At 45.1% G+C, this 16,298-nt stretch carries 17 protein-coding genes; 11 read left to right on the top strand and 6 right to left on the bottom strand.

All coding sequences use genetic code 11. The annotated features are described in order from the left end of the window. The first annotated feature begins 9 nt into the window (after positions 1-9). Positions 10-1,344: a DUF58 domain-containing protein gene (locus tag MED92_RS02825; RefSeq protein ID WP_007019965.1), complete on the top strand. Its 1,335-nt coding sequence runs from the start codon at positions 10-12 to the stop codon at positions 1,342-1,344. Between the two features lie 34 nt (positions 1,345-1,378). Here the strand turns inward: MED92_RS02825 and MED92_RS02820 are convergent, their stop codons facing one another. The 3 genes from MED92_RS02820 to fabV all read right to left on the bottom strand — a co-directional run bounded on the left by MED92_RS02820 (position 1,379) and on the right by fabV (position 5,754). Continuing rightward, on the bottom strand, positions 1,379-3,586 hold the full coding sequence (locus MED92_RS02820; protein ID WP_007019964.1) for a YgiQ family radical SAM protein: 2,208 nt from the start codon (positions 3,584-3,586) through the stop codon (positions 1,379-1,381). Positions 3,587-3,680: 94 nt separating this feature from the next. Next, positions 3,681-4,418, bottom strand: a complete 738-nt coding sequence (locus tag MED92_RS02815) for an META domain-containing protein (RefSeq protein ID WP_007019963.1) — start codon at positions 4,416-4,418, stop codon at positions 3,681-3,683. A 142-nt stretch (positions 4,419-4,560) separates the two neighbouring features. Beyond that, on the bottom strand, positions 4,561-5,754 hold the full coding sequence (gene fabV, locus MED92_RS02810; protein ID WP_007019962.1) for an enoyl-ACP reductase FabV: 1,194 nt from the start codon (positions 5,752-5,754) through the stop codon (positions 4,561-4,563). Between the two features lie 200 nt (positions 5,755-5,954). On the opposite strand from fabV, the gene MED92_RS02805 reads away from it, so the two are divergent. The 4 genes from MED92_RS02805 to MED92_RS02790 all read left to right on the top strand — a co-directional run bounded on the left by MED92_RS02805 (position 5,955) and on the right by MED92_RS02790 (position 9,693). After that, the gene (locus MED92_RS02805) at positions 5,955-6,383 is read left to right on the top strand and encodes a MaoC family dehydratase (RefSeq protein ID WP_007019961.1); all 429 of its coding nucleotides are present in this window, start codon (positions 5,955-5,957) and stop codon (positions 6,381-6,383) included. 169 nt (positions 6,384-6,552) lie between these two features. Beyond that, positions 6,553-7,032: a 2-thiouracil desulfurase family protein gene (locus tag MED92_RS02800; protein ID WP_040661474.1), complete on the top strand. Its 480-nt coding sequence runs from the start codon at positions 6,553-6,555 to the stop codon at positions 7,030-7,032. Between the two features lie 24 nt (positions 7,033-7,056). Beyond that, entirely contained in the window at positions 7,057-7,893 is an 837-nt protein-coding gene (locus MED92_RS02795) for a mechanosensitive ion channel family protein (protein ID WP_007019959.1), read from the top strand. Between the two features lie 75 nt (positions 7,894-7,968). Beyond that, positions 7,969-9,693: a proline--tRNA ligase gene (locus MED92_RS02790; protein WP_007019958.1), complete on the top strand. Its 1,725-nt coding sequence runs from the start codon at positions 7,969-7,971 to the stop codon at positions 9,691-9,693. A 49-nt stretch (positions 9,694-9,742) separates the two neighbouring features. Here the strand turns inward: MED92_RS02790 and MED92_RS02785 are convergent, their stop codons facing one another. The 3 genes from MED92_RS02785 to MED92_RS02775 are packed head-to-tail and all read right to left on the bottom strand — an operon-like array spanning position 9,743 to position 12,349. Further along, complete coding sequence (locus MED92_RS02785; RefSeq protein ID WP_007019957.1) at positions 9,743-10,774, bottom strand: HDOD domain-containing protein; 1,032 nt, start codon at positions 10,772-10,774, stop codon at positions 9,743-9,745. Positions 10,775-10,814: 40 nt separating this feature from the next. Then, a complete protein-coding gene (locus tag MED92_RS02780) occupies positions 10,815-11,090 on the bottom strand; it encodes an acylphosphatase (RefSeq protein WP_007019956.1) in 276 nt (91 codons plus the stop codon). Beyond that, positions 11,087-12,349 (bottom strand): YihY family inner membrane protein, encoded by a 1,263-nt coding sequence (locus tag MED92_RS02775; protein ID WP_007019955.1) that lies wholly within the window; start codon positions 12,347-12,349, stop codon positions 11,087-11,089. Before MED92_RS02775 ends, MED92_RS02780 begins: the two co-directional genes overlap by 4 nt. 146 nt (positions 12,350-12,495) lie before the next feature. On the opposite strand from MED92_RS02775, the gene arsC reads away from it, so the two are divergent. The 6 genes from arsC to MED92_RS02745 are packed head-to-tail and all read left to right on the top strand — an operon-like array spanning position 12,496 to position 16,298. Continuing rightward, a complete protein-coding gene (gene arsC / locus MED92_RS02770) occupies positions 12,496-12,846 on the top strand; it encodes an arsenate reductase (glutaredoxin) (RefSeq protein WP_007019954.1) in 351 nt (116 codons plus the stop codon). Then, complete coding sequence (gene wrbA / locus MED92_RS02765; protein WP_007019953.1) at positions 12,847-13,437, top strand: NAD(P)H:quinone oxidoreductase; 591 nt, start codon at positions 12,847-12,849, stop codon at positions 13,435-13,437. Positions 13,438-13,457: 20 nt separating this feature from the next. Further along, positions 13,458-13,898 (top strand): DUF2069 domain-containing protein, encoded by a 441-nt coding sequence (locus MED92_RS02760; RefSeq protein WP_007019952.1) that lies wholly within the window; start codon positions 13,458-13,460, stop codon positions 13,896-13,898. A gap of 2 nt (positions 13,899-13,900) precedes the next feature. After that, positions 13,901-15,556 (top strand): SufS family cysteine desulfurase, encoded by a 1,656-nt coding sequence (locus tag MED92_RS02755; protein ID WP_007019951.1) that lies wholly within the window; start codon positions 13,901-13,903, stop codon positions 15,554-15,556. 13 nt (positions 15,557-15,569) lie between these two features. After that, entirely contained in the window at positions 15,570-16,040 is a 471-nt protein-coding gene (locus MED92_RS02750; RefSeq protein WP_007019950.1) for a nucleoside triphosphate pyrophosphohydrolase family protein, read from the top strand. A gap of 3 nt (positions 16,041-16,043) precedes the next feature. Beyond that, on the top strand, positions 16,044-16,298 hold the full coding sequence (locus MED92_RS02745) for an FmdB family zinc ribbon protein (protein ID WP_007019949.1): 255 nt from the start codon (positions 16,044-16,046) through the stop codon (positions 16,296-16,298).

The raw sequence follows: 16,298 nt of genomic DNA, 5'->3' as shown, positions 1-16,298 counted from the left end.
GTTTATATAATGCAGCTAAAACCTGATACCACACTACTACAGGCATGCCTGGTTTTCGCGGCCACTGGTATGGCACTGACTCTATTACGTATTTTTTCTGACATCAATATTAGCTTAGGCAGTAGTTTGTGGTGGCTCTGTTTTATCATTTTTATCTGCATAGCTTTGCTGGATGCGGCGCGTATTAAGTGGAGCAAACCTATCGATTGTGCAAGACAACTCCCTGGCAATCTTCCTTTAGGCTCAGGCGCAAAGATTAAATTACGCTTTCAAAATGATACAAATCGTATTCAGTCGTTTAGCTATACAGACCATTACCCCGCCGCTGTTATTACGGAGCAACTCCCCGCCGAACTCAGCGTGGCCCCAGGGCAGACAGCGATAGCGGAATACAGAGTCAAAGCGATTAAGCGCGGGGAAGCTGACTTTGGCGATATCCAGATCAATACTCTTTCGCCCCTTAAACTCTGGCGATACAGGCTAAACATTCCTGCCCAACAGTCCACCAAGGTTTATCCAAATTTCATGGCGGTCGCTAACCTGAATTTCTTAGATTATGAACAAAGACTAGCGCATATTGGTGCCCATATTTCACAAAGACGAGGAAGTGGCCAGGAATTTAAGCAGCTACGCGAATACCAACGCGGTGATGAAATACGCCAAATTGACTGGAAAGCCACCTCTCGTCAGCACCGCCTGATCTCACGTGAATACCAGGATGAAAGAGATCAGGAAATCATTTTCATGTTGGATAGCGGTAGGCGCATGCGCGCGATGGATGGCGACCTAAGCCATTTTGACCATAGCCTAAACGCACTTCTGCTAACTTCATACATAGCGTTATCTGCGGGCGATGCGGTCGGGTATATGAGTTTTGCGGGCAACAACCGATGGTTAAAGCCAGTTAAAGGTAAACCTGCAATTAATACGCTTCTCAATCACCTTTATGATCTTCACAGCACACTGGATGCCAGCGATCTGACCAATGCAGCTGAGCAGCTTTTAATCAGACACCAAAAGCGGTCGTTAGTCATTATCATTTCAAATCTACGTGATGATGATACGGATGACCTGTTGAAAGCTGTACGAATGCTCTCCAGGAAGCACTTGGTACTTGTTGCGTGCCTTAAAGAAAAGTGCCTTGTCGAAGGCATTAGCGAAGAGCCAGAAAGTATGAGCGAAGCTTTAAATTATGCTGCGACAAAGCTTTACTCTGAGCAACGAGCACTACTGATTAAAAATCTAAAAGCTCGAGGTATCGCTGTTGCTGATTCCACTCCTGAGCTGATGCATGTCTCATTGGTTAATGAGTATATGGCACTCAAACGGGCAGGTAAGATTTAACAAGTTCCCCCTGCCCTACATCAGAGCTATCAGATCACCTTGGTTTCAAAGATTTCTGGCGCTGGTTTTTCTTTGTCTTAGGTTTTCGTTTCGAGGTTGCCAAGCGCGCCTGACTACTCGATCTCTTGGCCGATCCCTTACTTGACTTAGCACCACCCCTTCCGGAAGTGCCTGACTGATGCTTAGCCGACTTCTTCCCACCTGCTTTTTCTTCAGCAGGAATCAGGCAGTTGCTCCCATCACCGACCAGATTAGTGAAACCTAACTGAGGCAGCTTTTCTCTGAGAAGATCCCAGTTCTCGGGATCGTGATAACGCAGCAAAGCTTTCTGCAGCTTCCGCTGCTCAAGATTTTTCGGCGTATATAACTTCTCACTCTTATAGGTCACTTTTTTCAAAGGGTTCTTATCAGAGTGATACATTGCCGTGGCTAATGACATTGGCGATGGATAAAATGTTTGAACCTGATCAACTTTAAACTCATTTTTCTTTAACCATTGAGCCAACCTGACCATGTCTTCATCCTCACATCCAGGATGCGCAGCAATGAAGTATGGTATTAGATACTGCTTCTTACCGGCTTCACGAGAGAAACGTTCAAACATCTTTTTGAACGCATCATAAGTCCCCATGCCCGGCTTCATCATCTTAGATAATGTGCCTTCTTCGCTGTGTTCAGGCGCAATCTTCAGATAGCCCCCCACATGATAAGTCACCAACTCCTTTACATACTCTGGGTCTTCAACGGCTAAGTCGTATCGTAAACCTGAAGAGATAGAGATAGTATGAACACCTGGAACCTTTCTCGCTTTACGGTAAAGCTCAGTAGTCGGACTATGGTCTGTCACCAGGTTTTGACAAATGGTTGGATAAACACAGGATAACTTACGGCAGGACGCCTGTATTTCTGGATCATTGCAGTTCAGGTGGTACATATTGGATGTAGGTCCACCCAGATCCGAAATAGCTCCGGTAAAGCCTGGCACTTTATCCCTGATCTCTTCAATCTCACGAATCACTGAATCATGGGAGCGGCTCTGTATAACTCGCCCTTCATGTTCTGTAATCGAACAAAAAGTACATCCACCAAAACAGCCCCGCATGATATTGATTGAAAACTTAATCATGTCATAAGCAGGAATCTTCTGATCACCGTACTTAGGATGAGGAATTCGCTGATAAGGCAGATCAAAGACCTTATCCATCTCAGATGTTTCCAACGGAATAGGTGGTGGATTAACCCAGAGTTCTTTATTGCCATGTTTCTGAACTAAAACACGCGCATTATGCGGATTGGATTCCTGGTGAAGAACCCTTGAAGCATGTGCATATAAAGCGGGGTCCTTAGCTACTTTATCAAAAGATGGCAGACGAATATAAGTTGTTTCAGGGAGACGCTCCTTACCCTTTAGCGGCGCCGGAATTATCCTTACAGGCTGTGTTTCTTCGCTCTCTTGCTTGGCCTTATCACAACTAGCAGCCTCCTTATATTCATAAGGATTAGGAAGTTGATCAATATTACCTGGCCAGTCGATTCGGCTGGAATCAACCTCGGTATACTCGCCCGGTAAAGCGCTACGCAAAAAAACTGTGCCTCGGATATCCTCAATGGATTGGATATCTTCACCGGCAGCCAAACGATGGGTCAGCTCGACAATAGCTCGCTCAGCATTGCCGTAAAGTAATATATCCGCCGTTGCATCCAGTAAAACCGAACGCCTGACCTTATCGCTCCAGTAATCATATTGGGCGATACGGCGAAGGCTTGCTTCAATACCACCCAGTACAACGGGCACCTCTCTATAAGCTTCTTTACAGCGCTGGCTATAAACAATGACCGCTCGATCTGGGCGCTTACCGCCCATTCCCCCTGCTGTATAGGCATCATCATGACGGATTCTTTTATCAGCGGTATAACGGTTGATTAAAGAATCCATATTCCCGGCAGTAATACCAAAATAGAGATTAGGTGCTCCGAATTCTTTAAAAGGCTCAGCGCTTTTCCAGTCTGGCTGACTAAGGATACCTACTCTGAACCCTTGTGCCTCAAGAACACGGCCGATAACCGCCATACCAAAACTCGGGTGATCTACATAGGCATCCCCTGTCACCAAAACGATATCGCAGCTATCCCAGCCGAGTGCTTCCATTTCTTCACGACACGTCGGTAAGAAGGGAGCAGGCGCGTAGCATTCAGCCCAGTATTTAGGATAAGAAAAAAGATCGGGGGAAGTATGAACCATAATTAGACATCACAAGAATTTGAGCAATGCCTATTTTCCCAGAAAGCGACTGCTACGCCCAGTGAAAAATGATCCAGACGCAGCAAATAAAAAATTAATAAGATTTTAGTGACACACGAACAGCTTGCTGTGTGGTTGGCTCAAATATGATGGGCTTATCTGACTCTGCAAGGAAGAGATTTAACCTTCCTTCTGCATTTATTTCGAAATATTCAGCGGATTGTAATAACTGCAGATAACGGTTTTCATGATACATAACCGGACTTGAACAAATCTTGCGGGTTAACAGCGGCTCTTTGATGTCGATAAAGGAGCCGGCAAAAGAAAAGTTACTTCTATATTGGTTACACCCCGAATAACCCGACAGCTTACCATTATCTAAAACAGCAAGCGTGGTCGTGCCCGATAATGGGATTCCGCGGCCTGAAATATCTACAGCCTTCCAAAAAGTATTCGTCAGCGGTTGGGATGATACTTCAGATAGCTGAATCATGTTTATCATCGCACCCGATCCACTTCCCCTAAGTTGGACCTGATTACCAATTTTCACCTCAACCTCTATCTTTTCAAGGTCGGAAATACTGGTATCTTTAAGGTTATAGTGAAAAGGGAGATTCTCAACTACGATCTGTCGAACCTGATTTTTTTGCTCACCTTTATAATCAAGTGTGACTGAGACAATAGCGTCACTACTTAAATGACTCAAAGAGGCATGATTAATAACGAGATCTTTAGGCGAGTTTGGGTGTTTATTGACAGAGGAAGGCTGGCATCCAGATAATCCGATCAATGCCATTACCAGAGGTAGTGCAACTATCTTTTTAATAGTCATTTCAATTCCCTTTGATTCTCTAACTTCTTCGCAGCTATGGACCTATAGCCACTTCATCAGAGAATTTTTCTCACTTATTAATACAAATAACTATAGGTCAATCGGTTAGAAAAATAAACCGATCGACCTAAAAGTAGGAGCGCTAGATATCAGCTACATCAAACTCTACAGCAGGATTAACATCCGCTTCATAATCGATTGAATCGATACCGAAACCAAATAGCTTCAGGAATTCATCTTTATAAAGCTGATAATCTGTTAATTCGAATAGATTCTCACTGGTAACCTGAGGCCAGATTTCGCGGCAAGCATTCTGTACTTCCTCTTTAAGCTCCCAGTCATCCATACGGTAACGGTTGCTATCGTCCATCTTAGCTGTATCACCGTACAAGCCCGTCGCGAATAGTCGCTGAACCTGTTCCATACAGCCTTCGTGAAGACCTTTTTCACGCATAACCTTGAAGCACATAGCCAGGTATAAAGGCATGACAGGAATTGCTGAGCTAGCCTGTGTAACAACAGATTTCAGTACGCCAATATTCGCCTGGCCACCTGTTGCTTCAAGTTGAGTATTGATAGAAGCAGCCGCACGATCCAGATCCTGTTTTGCTTTACCTAATGCACCATCCCAATAGATTGGCCAGGTAATATCAGAACCGATGTAGGAATAAGCAACCGACTTGCAGCCTTCAGCAAGAACGCCCGCTTCTGACAAGGCATTCATCCATAGCTCCCAGTCTTCACCGCCCATAACGGTTACCGTCGCAGCAATCTCTTCTTCAGTTGCCGGCTCTACTTCCGCTTCGATAATCACATCTTTGTTCGTATCGATTGCTGTAGACTTGTATGGCTGACCAATTGGCTTAAGGCAAGAACGAATCACTTCGCCAGAATCCGGCATCTTTCTTACCGGTGAAGCTAACGAGTAGACAACAAGGTCGACCTGACCCATATCTTCTTTGATCAAATCAATTGTTTTGGCTTTTGCTTCATGAGAGAAAGCATCACCATTAAGACTTTTAGAATAAAGACCGGCTGCTTTTGCTTCTTTATCAAATGCTGCGGAGTTATACCAACCCGCTGTACCTGGTTTGCGCTCAGTGCCTGGCTTTTCGAAGAAAACACCGATCGTCGCAGCGCCTGAACCAAAAGCAGCAGCAATACGAGAAGACAGGCCGTAACCACTAGAGGCACCAATTACCAATACACGCTTAGCTCCATTCTCAACAGGGCCTTGTTCCTTGGTATATTCAATTTGCTCACGCACATTAGCCGCACAGCCTTCAGGATGCGTTGTAGTACAAATAAATCCGCGAATTTTTGGTTTGATAATCATGGTTAAACGGGTCTCAAATCCTAAGAAAAAATTAGCCCTGTACCATACAGGAAATATGCCTGATTTTACAGTTGGGATTATTCGATACAACTAACCAACAAATGAATTCTTACGAATTGTTTCTAACCCGCTTATCTTTAACAATTTGTCACTCTTTTCATATATGATTCTTTCATCCAAAACATTCGGGAATATGCGAGATGCAAGAGCTACACGGTTACTACCTCGAAGATCTAGAAATTGGCATGAGTGACAGTTTCGCGAAAACCATCACTGATGCAGATGTTTGCCTTTTTGCAGGTGTTTCTGGTGACACTAACCCAGTTCACATCAATGACGACTACGCTAAAACAACTCAATTCGAGAAAAGAATTGTTCATGGCATGTTTAGCGCTGCACTTATCTCAACCGTTGCGGGCACGAAGCTTCCAGGGCCTGGTGCAATCTATATTGATCAGCAAATTAAATTTCGTGCACCTGTATTTATTGGTGATACTGCCAAAGCTACAGTCACTGTTGAAGAGATTGATCAGCGTCGCGGTCGCGTAAAATGCAAAACAGATGTAACTGTAGGCGAAAAACTGGTTGCTACCGGTTCAGCTACTTTCATGGTTGATAAACGCGGCTAAGATCACTATCTGAGCTTGATAAAATAAGGCACTGTCATACGGCAGTGCCTTTTTTGTGATATTGATCAATAGATACTCGGCAAATTGCGACCTTGGTCGATTGCCATCTGATTTTCTATGAGTAGAATGTGCGCGCATAAATATAAAAACAATAAATTAGTGGCACATCATGAAGAAAATACTTGTCAGCGCGTGCATGCTTGGCGATAACGTCCGTTATGACGGCGGAAACCACCTTATCAAGCATCCCATTATTCAACGCTGGAAGCAGGAAGGACGCCTGGTCACAATCTGCCCGGAAATCGCCGGCGGCTTACCTACACCCAGACCCCCCGCTGAAACTCAGTGTAAGTTTCCAATTTTTATAACAACCCGTGATGGAAATGATGTTACTCCCGAATTTCTCACCGGTGCTGAGAAAGCGCTCGAAATGGCGAGACGAGAGAACGTTGCCTGCGCATTAATGAAGGCCAAAAGCCCATCATGCGGAAACAAACGAATCTACGACGGCAATTTTACAAACACGCTAATTGAAGGCTCCGGTGTGGCTGCTGCCGAATTAATTCGTAATGGCATCCCGGTATTTAGTGAAAAAGAATTAGATGATCTGTTTGCATTCATAGAAGATTCTGAAAAGATACCTGCTTAATCATTAAGTCATTGTGAATCAAAGATGGAACAAGAGATCAAAAACGAGCTTGAAACAATCACTCGTTTAACTAATACAATCATCGATTTCTTCGTTAATTACAGCTTTCAGGTGATAGGCGCGATCATTATATTTTTGATCGGCCTTATTATCGCCCGCTGGCTAGCCAAAATTGCATTACGGATTTGTGAAAAACATACCGTTGATGTCACGCTGAGCCTCTTTATCGCCAGCACCGTCAAGCTCCTCGTTATTGCGATGATCATCGTTGTCTGCCTCGGAAAGTTTGGCATCAGCGTTGCCCCTTTTGTCGCGGCAATCGGTGCTATTTCGTTAAGTGCAGGACTGGCATTACAGGGCGTATTTTCTAACTATGGAGCAGGATTTACGATTATCCTTACTCGTCCATTTGTAGTTGGAAACACCATATGTATCAATGAGATAAGCGGGATAGTTAAAGAGATTAAACTCGCTTACACAGTACTTTCAACAGAGGATGGAGAGATGATCACAATCCCCAACAAGCACATTGTTGGAGAGGTGATTACCAATTCATTTGAATACAAAGTAGTCGAAGCATCTGTAGGAATCAGTTACGCAGAAGATCCTGGCAAAGCTATTGAGCTTATCCGTTCATGCCTCAGCACTTTCTCAGAAATACCTTCATCCCCTTCCCCACAGGTGGGGATTGAGGCCTTTGCTGACTCATCGGTAAACATCGCTTACCGCTACTGGGTACCTACTGAGAAATATTTCGAGCTGCAATATCAGGTAAACCTTGCTGTATTTCAGTCACTCCAGAATGCTGATGTTGAGATACCTTTCCCGCAGAGAGAAGTTACGGTAAAAAACGCCAGTTAATACTTGGCAGGTACCTGTCCGCCCCCTACAATGTGGCGGTTCTAATATGTGTTAATTAATGAATTGAGTAAAAGTATGCGCACTAGCCAGTATTTAATCTCCACAGTGAAGGAAACACCTTCTGACGCAGAGGTCATTAGCCACCAGCTGATGCTTCGTGCAGGCCTGATCCGAAAAGTCGCTTCAGGATTATATAACTGGCTACCCTTAGGTCTTCGTACTTTGCGCAAAGTTGAACGCATTGTTCGTGAAGAGATGGACAAGTCCGGCGCTATGGAAGTACTAATGCCAGCAGTTCAGCCAGCCGAACTATGGGAAGAATCTGGCCGCTGGGAGCAATACGGACCTGAACTTCTTCGTGTAAATGACCGTCACAATCGCGAATTCTGTGTCGGACCTACACATGAAGAGGTTATCACTGACCTTATTCGTCGTGAAATCAAGAGCTATAAGCAGCTTCCTGCTAACTTTTACCAGATTCAGACTAAATTCCGTGATGAGATTCGCCCAAGATTTGGCGTAATGCGCTCGCGTGAATTTATTATGAAAGACGCATACTCTTTCCATGTCGGTCAGGATTCCCTGCAGGAAACCTATGATGTAATGCATCAGACATACACCAATATCTTTACTCGACTGGGTCTGGACTTCCGCCCTGTTCTGGCAGATACCGGCTCTATCGGTGGAGCAACTTCTCACGAGTTCCACGTACTGGCAGATTCAGGTGAAGATGACATCGCATTCTCCAATGTAAGCGATTATGCGGCCAATGTTGAATTGGCAGAAGCTATGGCCCCTGAAGGTGATCTGGCTGCCCCAACGGTTGAAATGACGACAGTCGATACGCCGGATGCAAAAACAATCGATGAGCTTGTCGCTCAATTCAGTCTGCCGATTGAAAAAACGATCAAAACACTGATCGTAAAAGCAGCAGAAGATAGCGAAGCAGAGTTCGTTGCCCTATTAGTGCGCGGTGATCACGAATTAAACGAAATCAAGGCTGAGAAACTTACACAGGTTGCTGAGCCGCTTGAATTTGCTACCGAAGAACAGATTCGCGATTTAATTGGTGCAGGACCAGGATCACTTGGACCTGTCGGTCTTAATATTCCTGTAATCGCCGACCGCACGGTAGCAAAAACATCTGACTTCGGTGCAGGCGCCAACATCGATGGCAAACACTTCTTTGGTATCAACTGGGAGCGTGACGTAGCGCTACCTGAAGTCGCTGATATCCGCAATGTTGTTGAAGGCGATCCAAGCCCATGCGGTGAAGGCACCCTAGAGATCAAACGCGGTATTGAAGTGGGTCATATTTTCCAGCTTGGCCAGAAATACTCCGAGGCTTTGAAAGCTGAAGTACTTGATCAGAATGGCAAGTCCGTTGTGATGAACATGGGCTGTTATGGTATCGGTGTTACTCGTGTCATTGCTGCTGCTATCGAGCAGAACCATGACGATGGCGGCATTATCTGGCCTGAAGCGATCGCCCCCTTCCATATCGCACTGATTCCACTTCAGTACGACAAATCAGCTGAAGTTAAAGAGCTAACCGACCGCCTTTACCAGGAACTACAGCAAGCTGGATACGACGTTATCGTTGATGATCGTGATAAGAAAACCAGCCCGGGCGTTAAATTTGCTGATATGGACCTTATGGGCATTCCACATCGTGTGGTTATCTCACCACGCGGTAACGAAGCCGGCACGCTGGAATATAAAGGCCGCCGTGACGACGAAAAACAGGATGTCCAAATTGATGAGGTTTTGCCACTTCTGGCTGAACGTATCAATCTCTAAACGACACATTAAAGTAAAAAACGGGCCTCATGGCCCGTTTTTTTATCCTTTAATTTGTCTCAGGGTAGAGTTCCCTGAACTCTTCAATACTCGAACCTACTTCCTGCAACTTCCAGATCAGCTCAAACTCGGTAATCTCACCTGCCGCAAATAGCGCATTAATTTCTGCAAAAAGATTAGCTAAGAAAAGCGCAACCGATTCGGGCTGCTTAAGATCACCTGGCTCTGCCATTTGAAATTCCAGAATAGGCTGATACCAATCTATTGGGAGCTCCCAGACCTCACAGGCACGACGCGTTAACGCAGCCGAATAATCACTTAGCAAATTACTGAATACTTGAGGATGGGGTTCGCTCCCTTCTTCAGAATGAAGCTCAACCAATTTCTTAAAGATAATCAGCTTACCCAGATCATGAATTAAGCCAATGAAGTAAGCTTGATTACCATTTAAACCCGATTGCTCGGCGATCTTCTTAGCATTCCCTGCCACTTCAGATGAGTGCTCCCATAACGCTTTCCCAAAGGTCTCAAAATAGTAACTATTAAGTTCAAACTTATCCGCCATGATGGACTTAAGAACAACCTCTTTTAGCCTAACCAGGCCAATCATGGTCACAGCGTGATCTAAGTCTTTAATTTCAGTATCAGAGGCGATATAAAGCGGAGAGTTGGCAATAGAAATAACTTTGCCTGCTAAGGCAGGATCTTCATTAATCGCGGTGAGAATCTTGCTTTGCGGTGTATCGTAAGACGTCAGATCCGAGACCAGCGATAAAGCACTTTTCGATAGTTTAGGGATAGACCTCTCACTTAGACCCGTTATTTCTGCATCCAGCGCTTCTCTTAAAAGATCCTCCTGAGCTTTTGATTGCTCTGTTTCAACCGCACGAACACCCAATAAACTACTAACAAATGACAAACTCAGTTCTCTGGCATGCTCCAAAGACTGATGTCCATATTCCTGAGTCTGCGATGCTTCGTTAGTAGCGACCTGACTAACTGACCGATCGACCTTACTCAGAGCAATTTCATCATTGGTTTTTTTTGTAAAACCAAAGAACGACTTTAACTTGGCAAACATCCCTAACTCCTATACTCCACGAATACAGAATAGATACGGTTTATCGGACTTCAAACGGAAAGGGTAAATCCATTGCTTCTGCATAGGTGCATTCAACTTCAGCAACATTCGCAAGCTCTGGGCCTTGCCCCAACCAGGCTTCTAACTGCCTTACCGCTTTGTCTTCTCCCGACGCCTGAACTTCAACCCGACCGTCAGATAGGTTTCTAACCCAACCTTTTAGACCCAGGCTTTGCCCAGTATCTTTAGTCGATTGCCGAAACCAAACTCCTTGTACCCTGCCGCTCACAAATGCATGCATAGAGATTTCTGTCACTTCACTACCCCACCATTTATCTCAGCTTGTTGCTTACTATCCAACTGTTCATTCTGGAATAATTCTTCCAATTTTATACCGATGACTTTCTCTTCAAAATCAGCTAATTGGCTAAGCATATTATTAAAGCTGTTTTCCCAGGAAGTAAGCGTTCTTATTTTGCTCGGTTTAGGCGTTGGCCAGGGAAGTAAGTCGTTTAGCTGAAGTAAGGATAATTCACCTAAATCACGACATAACAGGTATTCACCCTGATCCGTACGCTTAATGATCCCACCTTCCATCAGCAAAACGTGATAACTATCCCAGCGCCCTTGATCGAGTGTTTCAACCTCTTTCAATAGCAATCTGTCAGACAATGACTCCCCGGCTTTCTGCCCCTGCCAAAGCCGATAAATAACCGCCAAAACTGTATATAGATGAGGTACATCAGCCGAGCGATCCATAGGCCTATATACTGCCATTGTCCGTGTTAATTCGGCTCCCATTAAGATGATGACCCAACTAATAAAGATCCATAACAGGAACAAGGGAACCGCCGCAAATGCGCCATAGATCAATTCATAGGATGGAAACTGGGTAACAAAAGCAGTAAAACTTCGTTTCGCAGTTTCAAATAGAAGCGCCACAACGACACCGCCTAACAACGCACTTTTAAATGGTACTCTGCAATTCGGGACGGCAATATACATAAGTGTAAAAGCAGCTGCTGATAAGATAGTGGGCAGTAAACTCAGCAAACGAGCTCGTCCAACCACTTCAGTGGCCTCGTTTATGAAAGGTAAAGATGCGATGTAAGAAGTAAGCACCAATCCCAGGCCTATCAAGATCGGACCGAGACTAAGAATTGCCCAATAAAGCAAGAAACTTGAAAGCCCTTTACGTGGTTCAGTGACCCGCCAAATGCGATTAAAAGCAGCCTCAATGTTTTTCATCATCATGATCGAAGTGACCGCTAAAAGCGCAACACCGACCGCCGTCAATTTACGTGCTTGCGATGAAAATTCATTCAGATAATCCTGAACAACCTGGCCAGTCGCAGGGACAAAATTATCAAAAACCCAACCTTGTAACTCCTGCCCAACCCCCTGAAACGACGGGACTGCAGCTAACATCGCATAGGAAACGGTCATTAAGGGAACAACAGCAAACAAGGTTGTGTAGGTCAAAGCTGCAGCATTCAGTATCCCCTGATTCTTTAGAAACTGTCTGAACAGATAGCGTATAAAAAGAACAAAGCGATGATTGAGTAACTCGTTCATATAATCCCTGCAGAATGACAACTTAATGATAAACCGACCATATTCTCATGAAATATCCGGATCAGGTGTATACAATGTCGCAACATAACCCAACATTGAAATCCTGACATCATTTTTTTGATGATCTAATAGTACGGTATAGCACAATGAGTGAAGTCATTATCTATCACAACCCACGCTGTTCAAAGTCTCGCCAGACTCTGGCTCTGCTGGAAGAAAATGGTGTTCAGCCATCGGTTCGAAAATATTTGGAAGATGCACCCTCAGCAGAAGAGCTGAAACTGGTACTGTCTCAACTTGGTATTAGTGCACGTGACCTTCTGCGTAAAAAAGAAGCGGAATTCAAAGAAAACGGTCTCGATGATCAATCACTGTCTGACGATCAGATTATTCAAGTAATGACCTCTGTACCAAAACTGATCGAGCGTCCGATTGTTATTGCAAACGGTCAGGCTCGTATTGGTCGCCCACCTGAGTCAGTTCTGGAAATCCTGTAAATGAACACCTCTTATGTTCTGGTGCTCTATTACAGCCGCCATGGTTCAACGCGCACCATGGCAAAGTACATTGCCAGAGGCATTGAGCAAGCAGGAATAGAAGCGAGAATCCGCACGGTACCAGCCGTGTCAGCAAACTGCGAAGCCTCCGAGCCTGCTATTCCTGACGAAGGTGCCCTATATTGCACAGAACAGGATCTTGCCGAATGTTCAGGTCTAGCACTAGGTAGCCCGACTCGTTTTGGTAATATGGCTGCGCCACTTAAATACTTCATCGACTCCACCAGCAGCTTATGGCTGTCTGGCGCATTAATTGATAAGCCGGCATCCGTTTTCAGTTCAAGCTCCAGTCTTCATGGCGGTCAGGAAACAACATTAATGTCGATGATGATTCCACTTCTTCATCATGGCATGGTCATCGCTGGCCTACCCTACAGTGAGTCTGAGTTACTTAAAACAACTACAGGTGGCACCCCTTATGGAGCCACACATGTTGCAGGCCCTGATAACAGGGAGCCAGACCCGTTAGAATTAAATCTGTGCGTTGCGCAGGGTAAGCGGTTGGGCCAACTAGCCCAAAAACTGAGTTAACTATAAATCGAGAAATAACCTTGAAAGCCTATATCCCTGATGATCATGATTATAAAACCAAATCGCGTATTAGCCGGATTGTATGCGTTTCCAGCTACATTGGTTTAATTCTCTGGTTCACACTCTGGCACCTGTTTTTGATACCTGCTCCAACGGCCAACCCTTGGGTAATCTGGCTTCTTCATCTTGCGCCTTTGCTAGCCTTCGCACATGTGATCATTAAAGGCAGCCCCCGTGGGCATGCCTGGTTATGCTTTGTACTACTCCTGCTCTTCATCGGCGCAGTTTTAGCCGCCTCCAATCCTAATACTCAGCTATACGGGCTAGGTTATACACTTCTAGTCAGCACTCTGTTTGTTAGTGCGATGATGTATACCCGCTGGCGTGCTCGCTACAATAAACAACTTGCCCACTGGGCCTCTCAGGAGAGCAGTACACCTGAGAATGCAAAGCAAGATTGAAAATGGCACCGCAAGATAACTTTATAGAGGGTATTCGGCGTGAATTCCCTCTGCTTAACCAACTTGTCGATGACAAGCCGTTAATCTACTTCGATAATGCAGCAACGACGCAAAAACCCAACACAGTCATTGCAACGGTTGAGGATTATTACCGTTCTGCGAACGCTAATGTCCATAGAGCCAGCCACGCACTGAGTGCAATTGCCACCTCTCGCTTTGAACAGGCTCGGCAGACCATAGCGGACTACCTTAATGCCCCGTCGCCTAAGCAGATCATATGGACCCGCGGTACGACTGAAGCAATCAACCTGGTTGCCAATAGCTTTGGGCAGAGCTTCCAGCCTGGTGATCAGATCATTGTTTCAGAACAAGAGCACCACGCTAATATCGTTCCATGGCAATTACTTGCTGAAAGAAGCGGTGCGGTTATCAAGGTGATCCCCGTTCAGGAAAACGGTGAGCTCGATCAGGCTGTGTTTAAGCAACTGTTAAATGAACGGACTAAACTGGTCGCGATCACCCATGTATCCAACGCGCTTGGCACCATTAATCCAGTCAAACAAATGATAAGCCAGGCTCATGATTTTGGCGCAAAGGTTCTTATTGATGGCGCGCAGGCCTTGCCACACTTTCAGGTTGATGTTCAGGAGCTGGATGCAGATTTTTACGTATTCTCCGGCCATAAGATTTATGCCCCTACGGGAATAGGCGTTCTTTATGGAAAGGAGTCACTTCTTGAATCGATGCCACCCTGGCAAGCAGGTGGCGAGATGATCGAAAAAGTGAGCTTCTCTGGTACAACATTTAACCGCTTGCCTTTTAAATTTGAAGCCGGTACGCCGAATATTGCAGGGGCACTAGGCTTAGCTGAAGCGGTTAGATGGCTAATAAAACAGCCTTTCGACCTGATCAGCCAACATGAAAAGGCGCTTTTCGATTCAGCCTTAGATGCCTGTTCTTCATTAAAAGGGTTCAGACGAATCGGTTGCCCTGAGAAACATGTCAGCTTACTGTCGTTCACTATTGAGCAATTCCATCAACAGGATATTGGCTTACTGCTTGATAAACAGGGAATCGCCATACGAACAGGTCATCACTGTGCTATGCCTCTGATGCACGCATTAGGCCTTAATGGAACATCTCGCGCATCTTTTGCTTTTTACAATACACTTGATGAGGTCGGTCAGTTTGCGACCGCTCTGGAGCAGTTAATCAGTCCTATATCTATCCCAGTGAAAGCGGCCATTCATCAGGATAAAACTGGCTTAGTGCAAGAGCTGTTGAAGCAGAAAGGCTGGAATGCGCGGTATCGACAGATAATGCTCTATGGAAAAGATCATAGCGGCCTGGATGATTCAGCAAAGTCAGAATCCAATTTGGTGCCTGGTTGCGAAAGCCAGACCTGGTTAACTGCCCAGATCGATAAGGATGGGAAATATCAATTCCAGGCTGATTCCGAGGCTCGTATTATCCGAGGCCTGATTGCGGTTGTACTGTCTATTTTCAATAATAAGAATTCGGCCGAGATTAACCGTGTCGATATTGATATGATCTTCAACCAGTTAGAACTTCAACAGCACTTGAGCCCATCTCGAGGAAATGGCTTACGTGCTGTTATAGAAAGAATTTATCAGATAGCAAATCAGTCTGAAGGCTGATTTTGGAGTAACAATGAGCAATTTCACAGACGTTTCCTACCTGAACACAGTATTCGGTAATGAACAAGGTGACCTTAAAGCCCCGAATTGGGAAAAAGCAGGTAAACAACTTCACCTGATTCAAGAAGAACTTGCCGAGCTTGTTGAAGGTCTCGAAAATAAAGACACTTCAGAGATTCGTGATGCGGTAGCAGACATTCTTGTTGTAACTTACGGTATGGCTCACATTATGGGCATTGATGCTGACAAGGATATGGCAGCTGTTCAGGCTAGTAACCTGTCAAAACTGTGTAAGACACAGGATGAGATTGATCAAACGCTTGCGTTTTACCAGAATGAAAAAGGGTTAGATGTTTATGCTGGCGGTGAATTGCCTGAAGCTTACATCAAGTCATCCAAGGACCAGGAAGGCAGTGATGGAAAGTTTTACCCTGCTCACAAATTCCTCAAGTCTGTTAACTGGCACGAGCCTAAACTGGACTAATATATGCCGACATACGACTATCGCATTGAAGCTACGGGTGATGTCATCGAAGTTAAACACACGATGGCCCTGACTCCACGGAACTGGGAAGAGTTATGTCAATTAGCAAACCTCGACCCTCAGGATATTCCACCGGAATCTGAAGTAACCAAACTTCTTACGACTGCAGGTGTAGTTAAAAGCGCCGCGTTGAAAAACCCTGAAGCGCCACCTTGCATGAGTGGCGGAGGCTGCCCTAGCGGTGGTTGCGGAATCTGA

The organism is Neptuniibacter caesariensis (assembly GCF_000153345.1).
Classification (GTDB): domain Bacteria; phylum Pseudomonadota; class Gammaproteobacteria; order Pseudomonadales; family Balneatricaceae; genus Neptuniibacter; species Neptuniibacter caesariensis.
The sequence above is the reverse complement of the archived record's forward strand: the minus strand, read 5'-3'. Positions and strand labels throughout refer to the sequence as shown.

Excerpts from the sequence above, each read along its gene's own strand:
- MED92_RS02745 (WP_007019949.1), top strand. The coding sequence starts at position 16,044 with ATGCCGACATACGACTATCGCATTGAAGCTACGGGTGATGTCATCGAA.
- MED92_RS02820 (WP_007019964.1), bottom strand. The coding sequence starts at position 3,586 with ATGGTTCATACTTCCCCCGATCTTTTTTCTTATCCTAAATACTGGGCT.
- MED92_RS02825 (WP_007019965.1), top strand. The coding sequence starts at position 10 with ATGCAGCTAAAACCTGATACCACACTACTACAGGCATGCCTGGTTTTC.
- MED92_RS02790 (WP_007019958.1), top strand. The coding sequence starts at position 7,969 with ATGCGCACTAGCCAGTATTTAATCTCCACAGTGAAGGAAACACCTTCT.
- MED92_RS02815 (WP_007019963.1), bottom strand. The coding sequence starts at position 4,418 with ATGACTATTAAAAAGATAGTTGCACTACCTCTGGTAATGGCATTGATC.
- MED92_RS02775 (WP_007019955.1), bottom strand. The coding sequence starts at position 12,349 with ATGAACGAGTTACTCAATCATCGCTTTGTTCTTTTTATACGCTATCTG.
- MED92_RS02755 (WP_007019951.1), top strand. The coding sequence starts at position 13,901 with ATGGCACCGCAAGATAACTTTATAGAGGGTATTCGGCGTGAATTCCCT.
- MED92_RS02795 (WP_007019959.1), top strand. The coding sequence starts at position 7,057 with ATGGAACAAGAGATCAAAAACGAGCTTGAAACAATCACTCGTTTAACT.
- MED92_RS02785 (WP_007019957.1), bottom strand. The coding sequence starts at position 10,774 with ATGTTTGCCAAGTTAAAGTCGTTCTTTGGTTTTACAAAAAAAACCAAT.
- arsC (WP_007019954.1), top strand. The coding sequence starts at position 12,496 with ATGAGTGAAGTCATTATCTATCACAACCCACGCTGTTCAAAGTCTCGC.
- wrbA (WP_007019953.1), top strand. The coding sequence starts at position 12,847 with ATGAACACCTCTTATGTTCTGGTGCTCTATTACAGCCGCCATGGTTCA.
- MED92_RS02800 (WP_040661474.1), top strand. The coding sequence starts at position 6,553 with ATGAAGAAAATACTTGTCAGCGCGTGCATGCTTGGCGATAACGTCCGT.
- MED92_RS02805 (WP_007019961.1), top strand. The coding sequence starts at position 5,955 with ATGCAAGAGCTACACGGTTACTACCTCGAAGATCTAGAAATTGGCATG.
- fabV (WP_007019962.1), bottom strand. The coding sequence starts at position 5,754 with ATGATTATCAAACCAAAAATTCGCGGATTTATTTGTACTACAACGCAT.
- MED92_RS02750 (WP_007019950.1), top strand. The coding sequence starts at position 15,570 with ATGAGCAATTTCACAGACGTTTCCTACCTGAACACAGTATTCGGTAAT.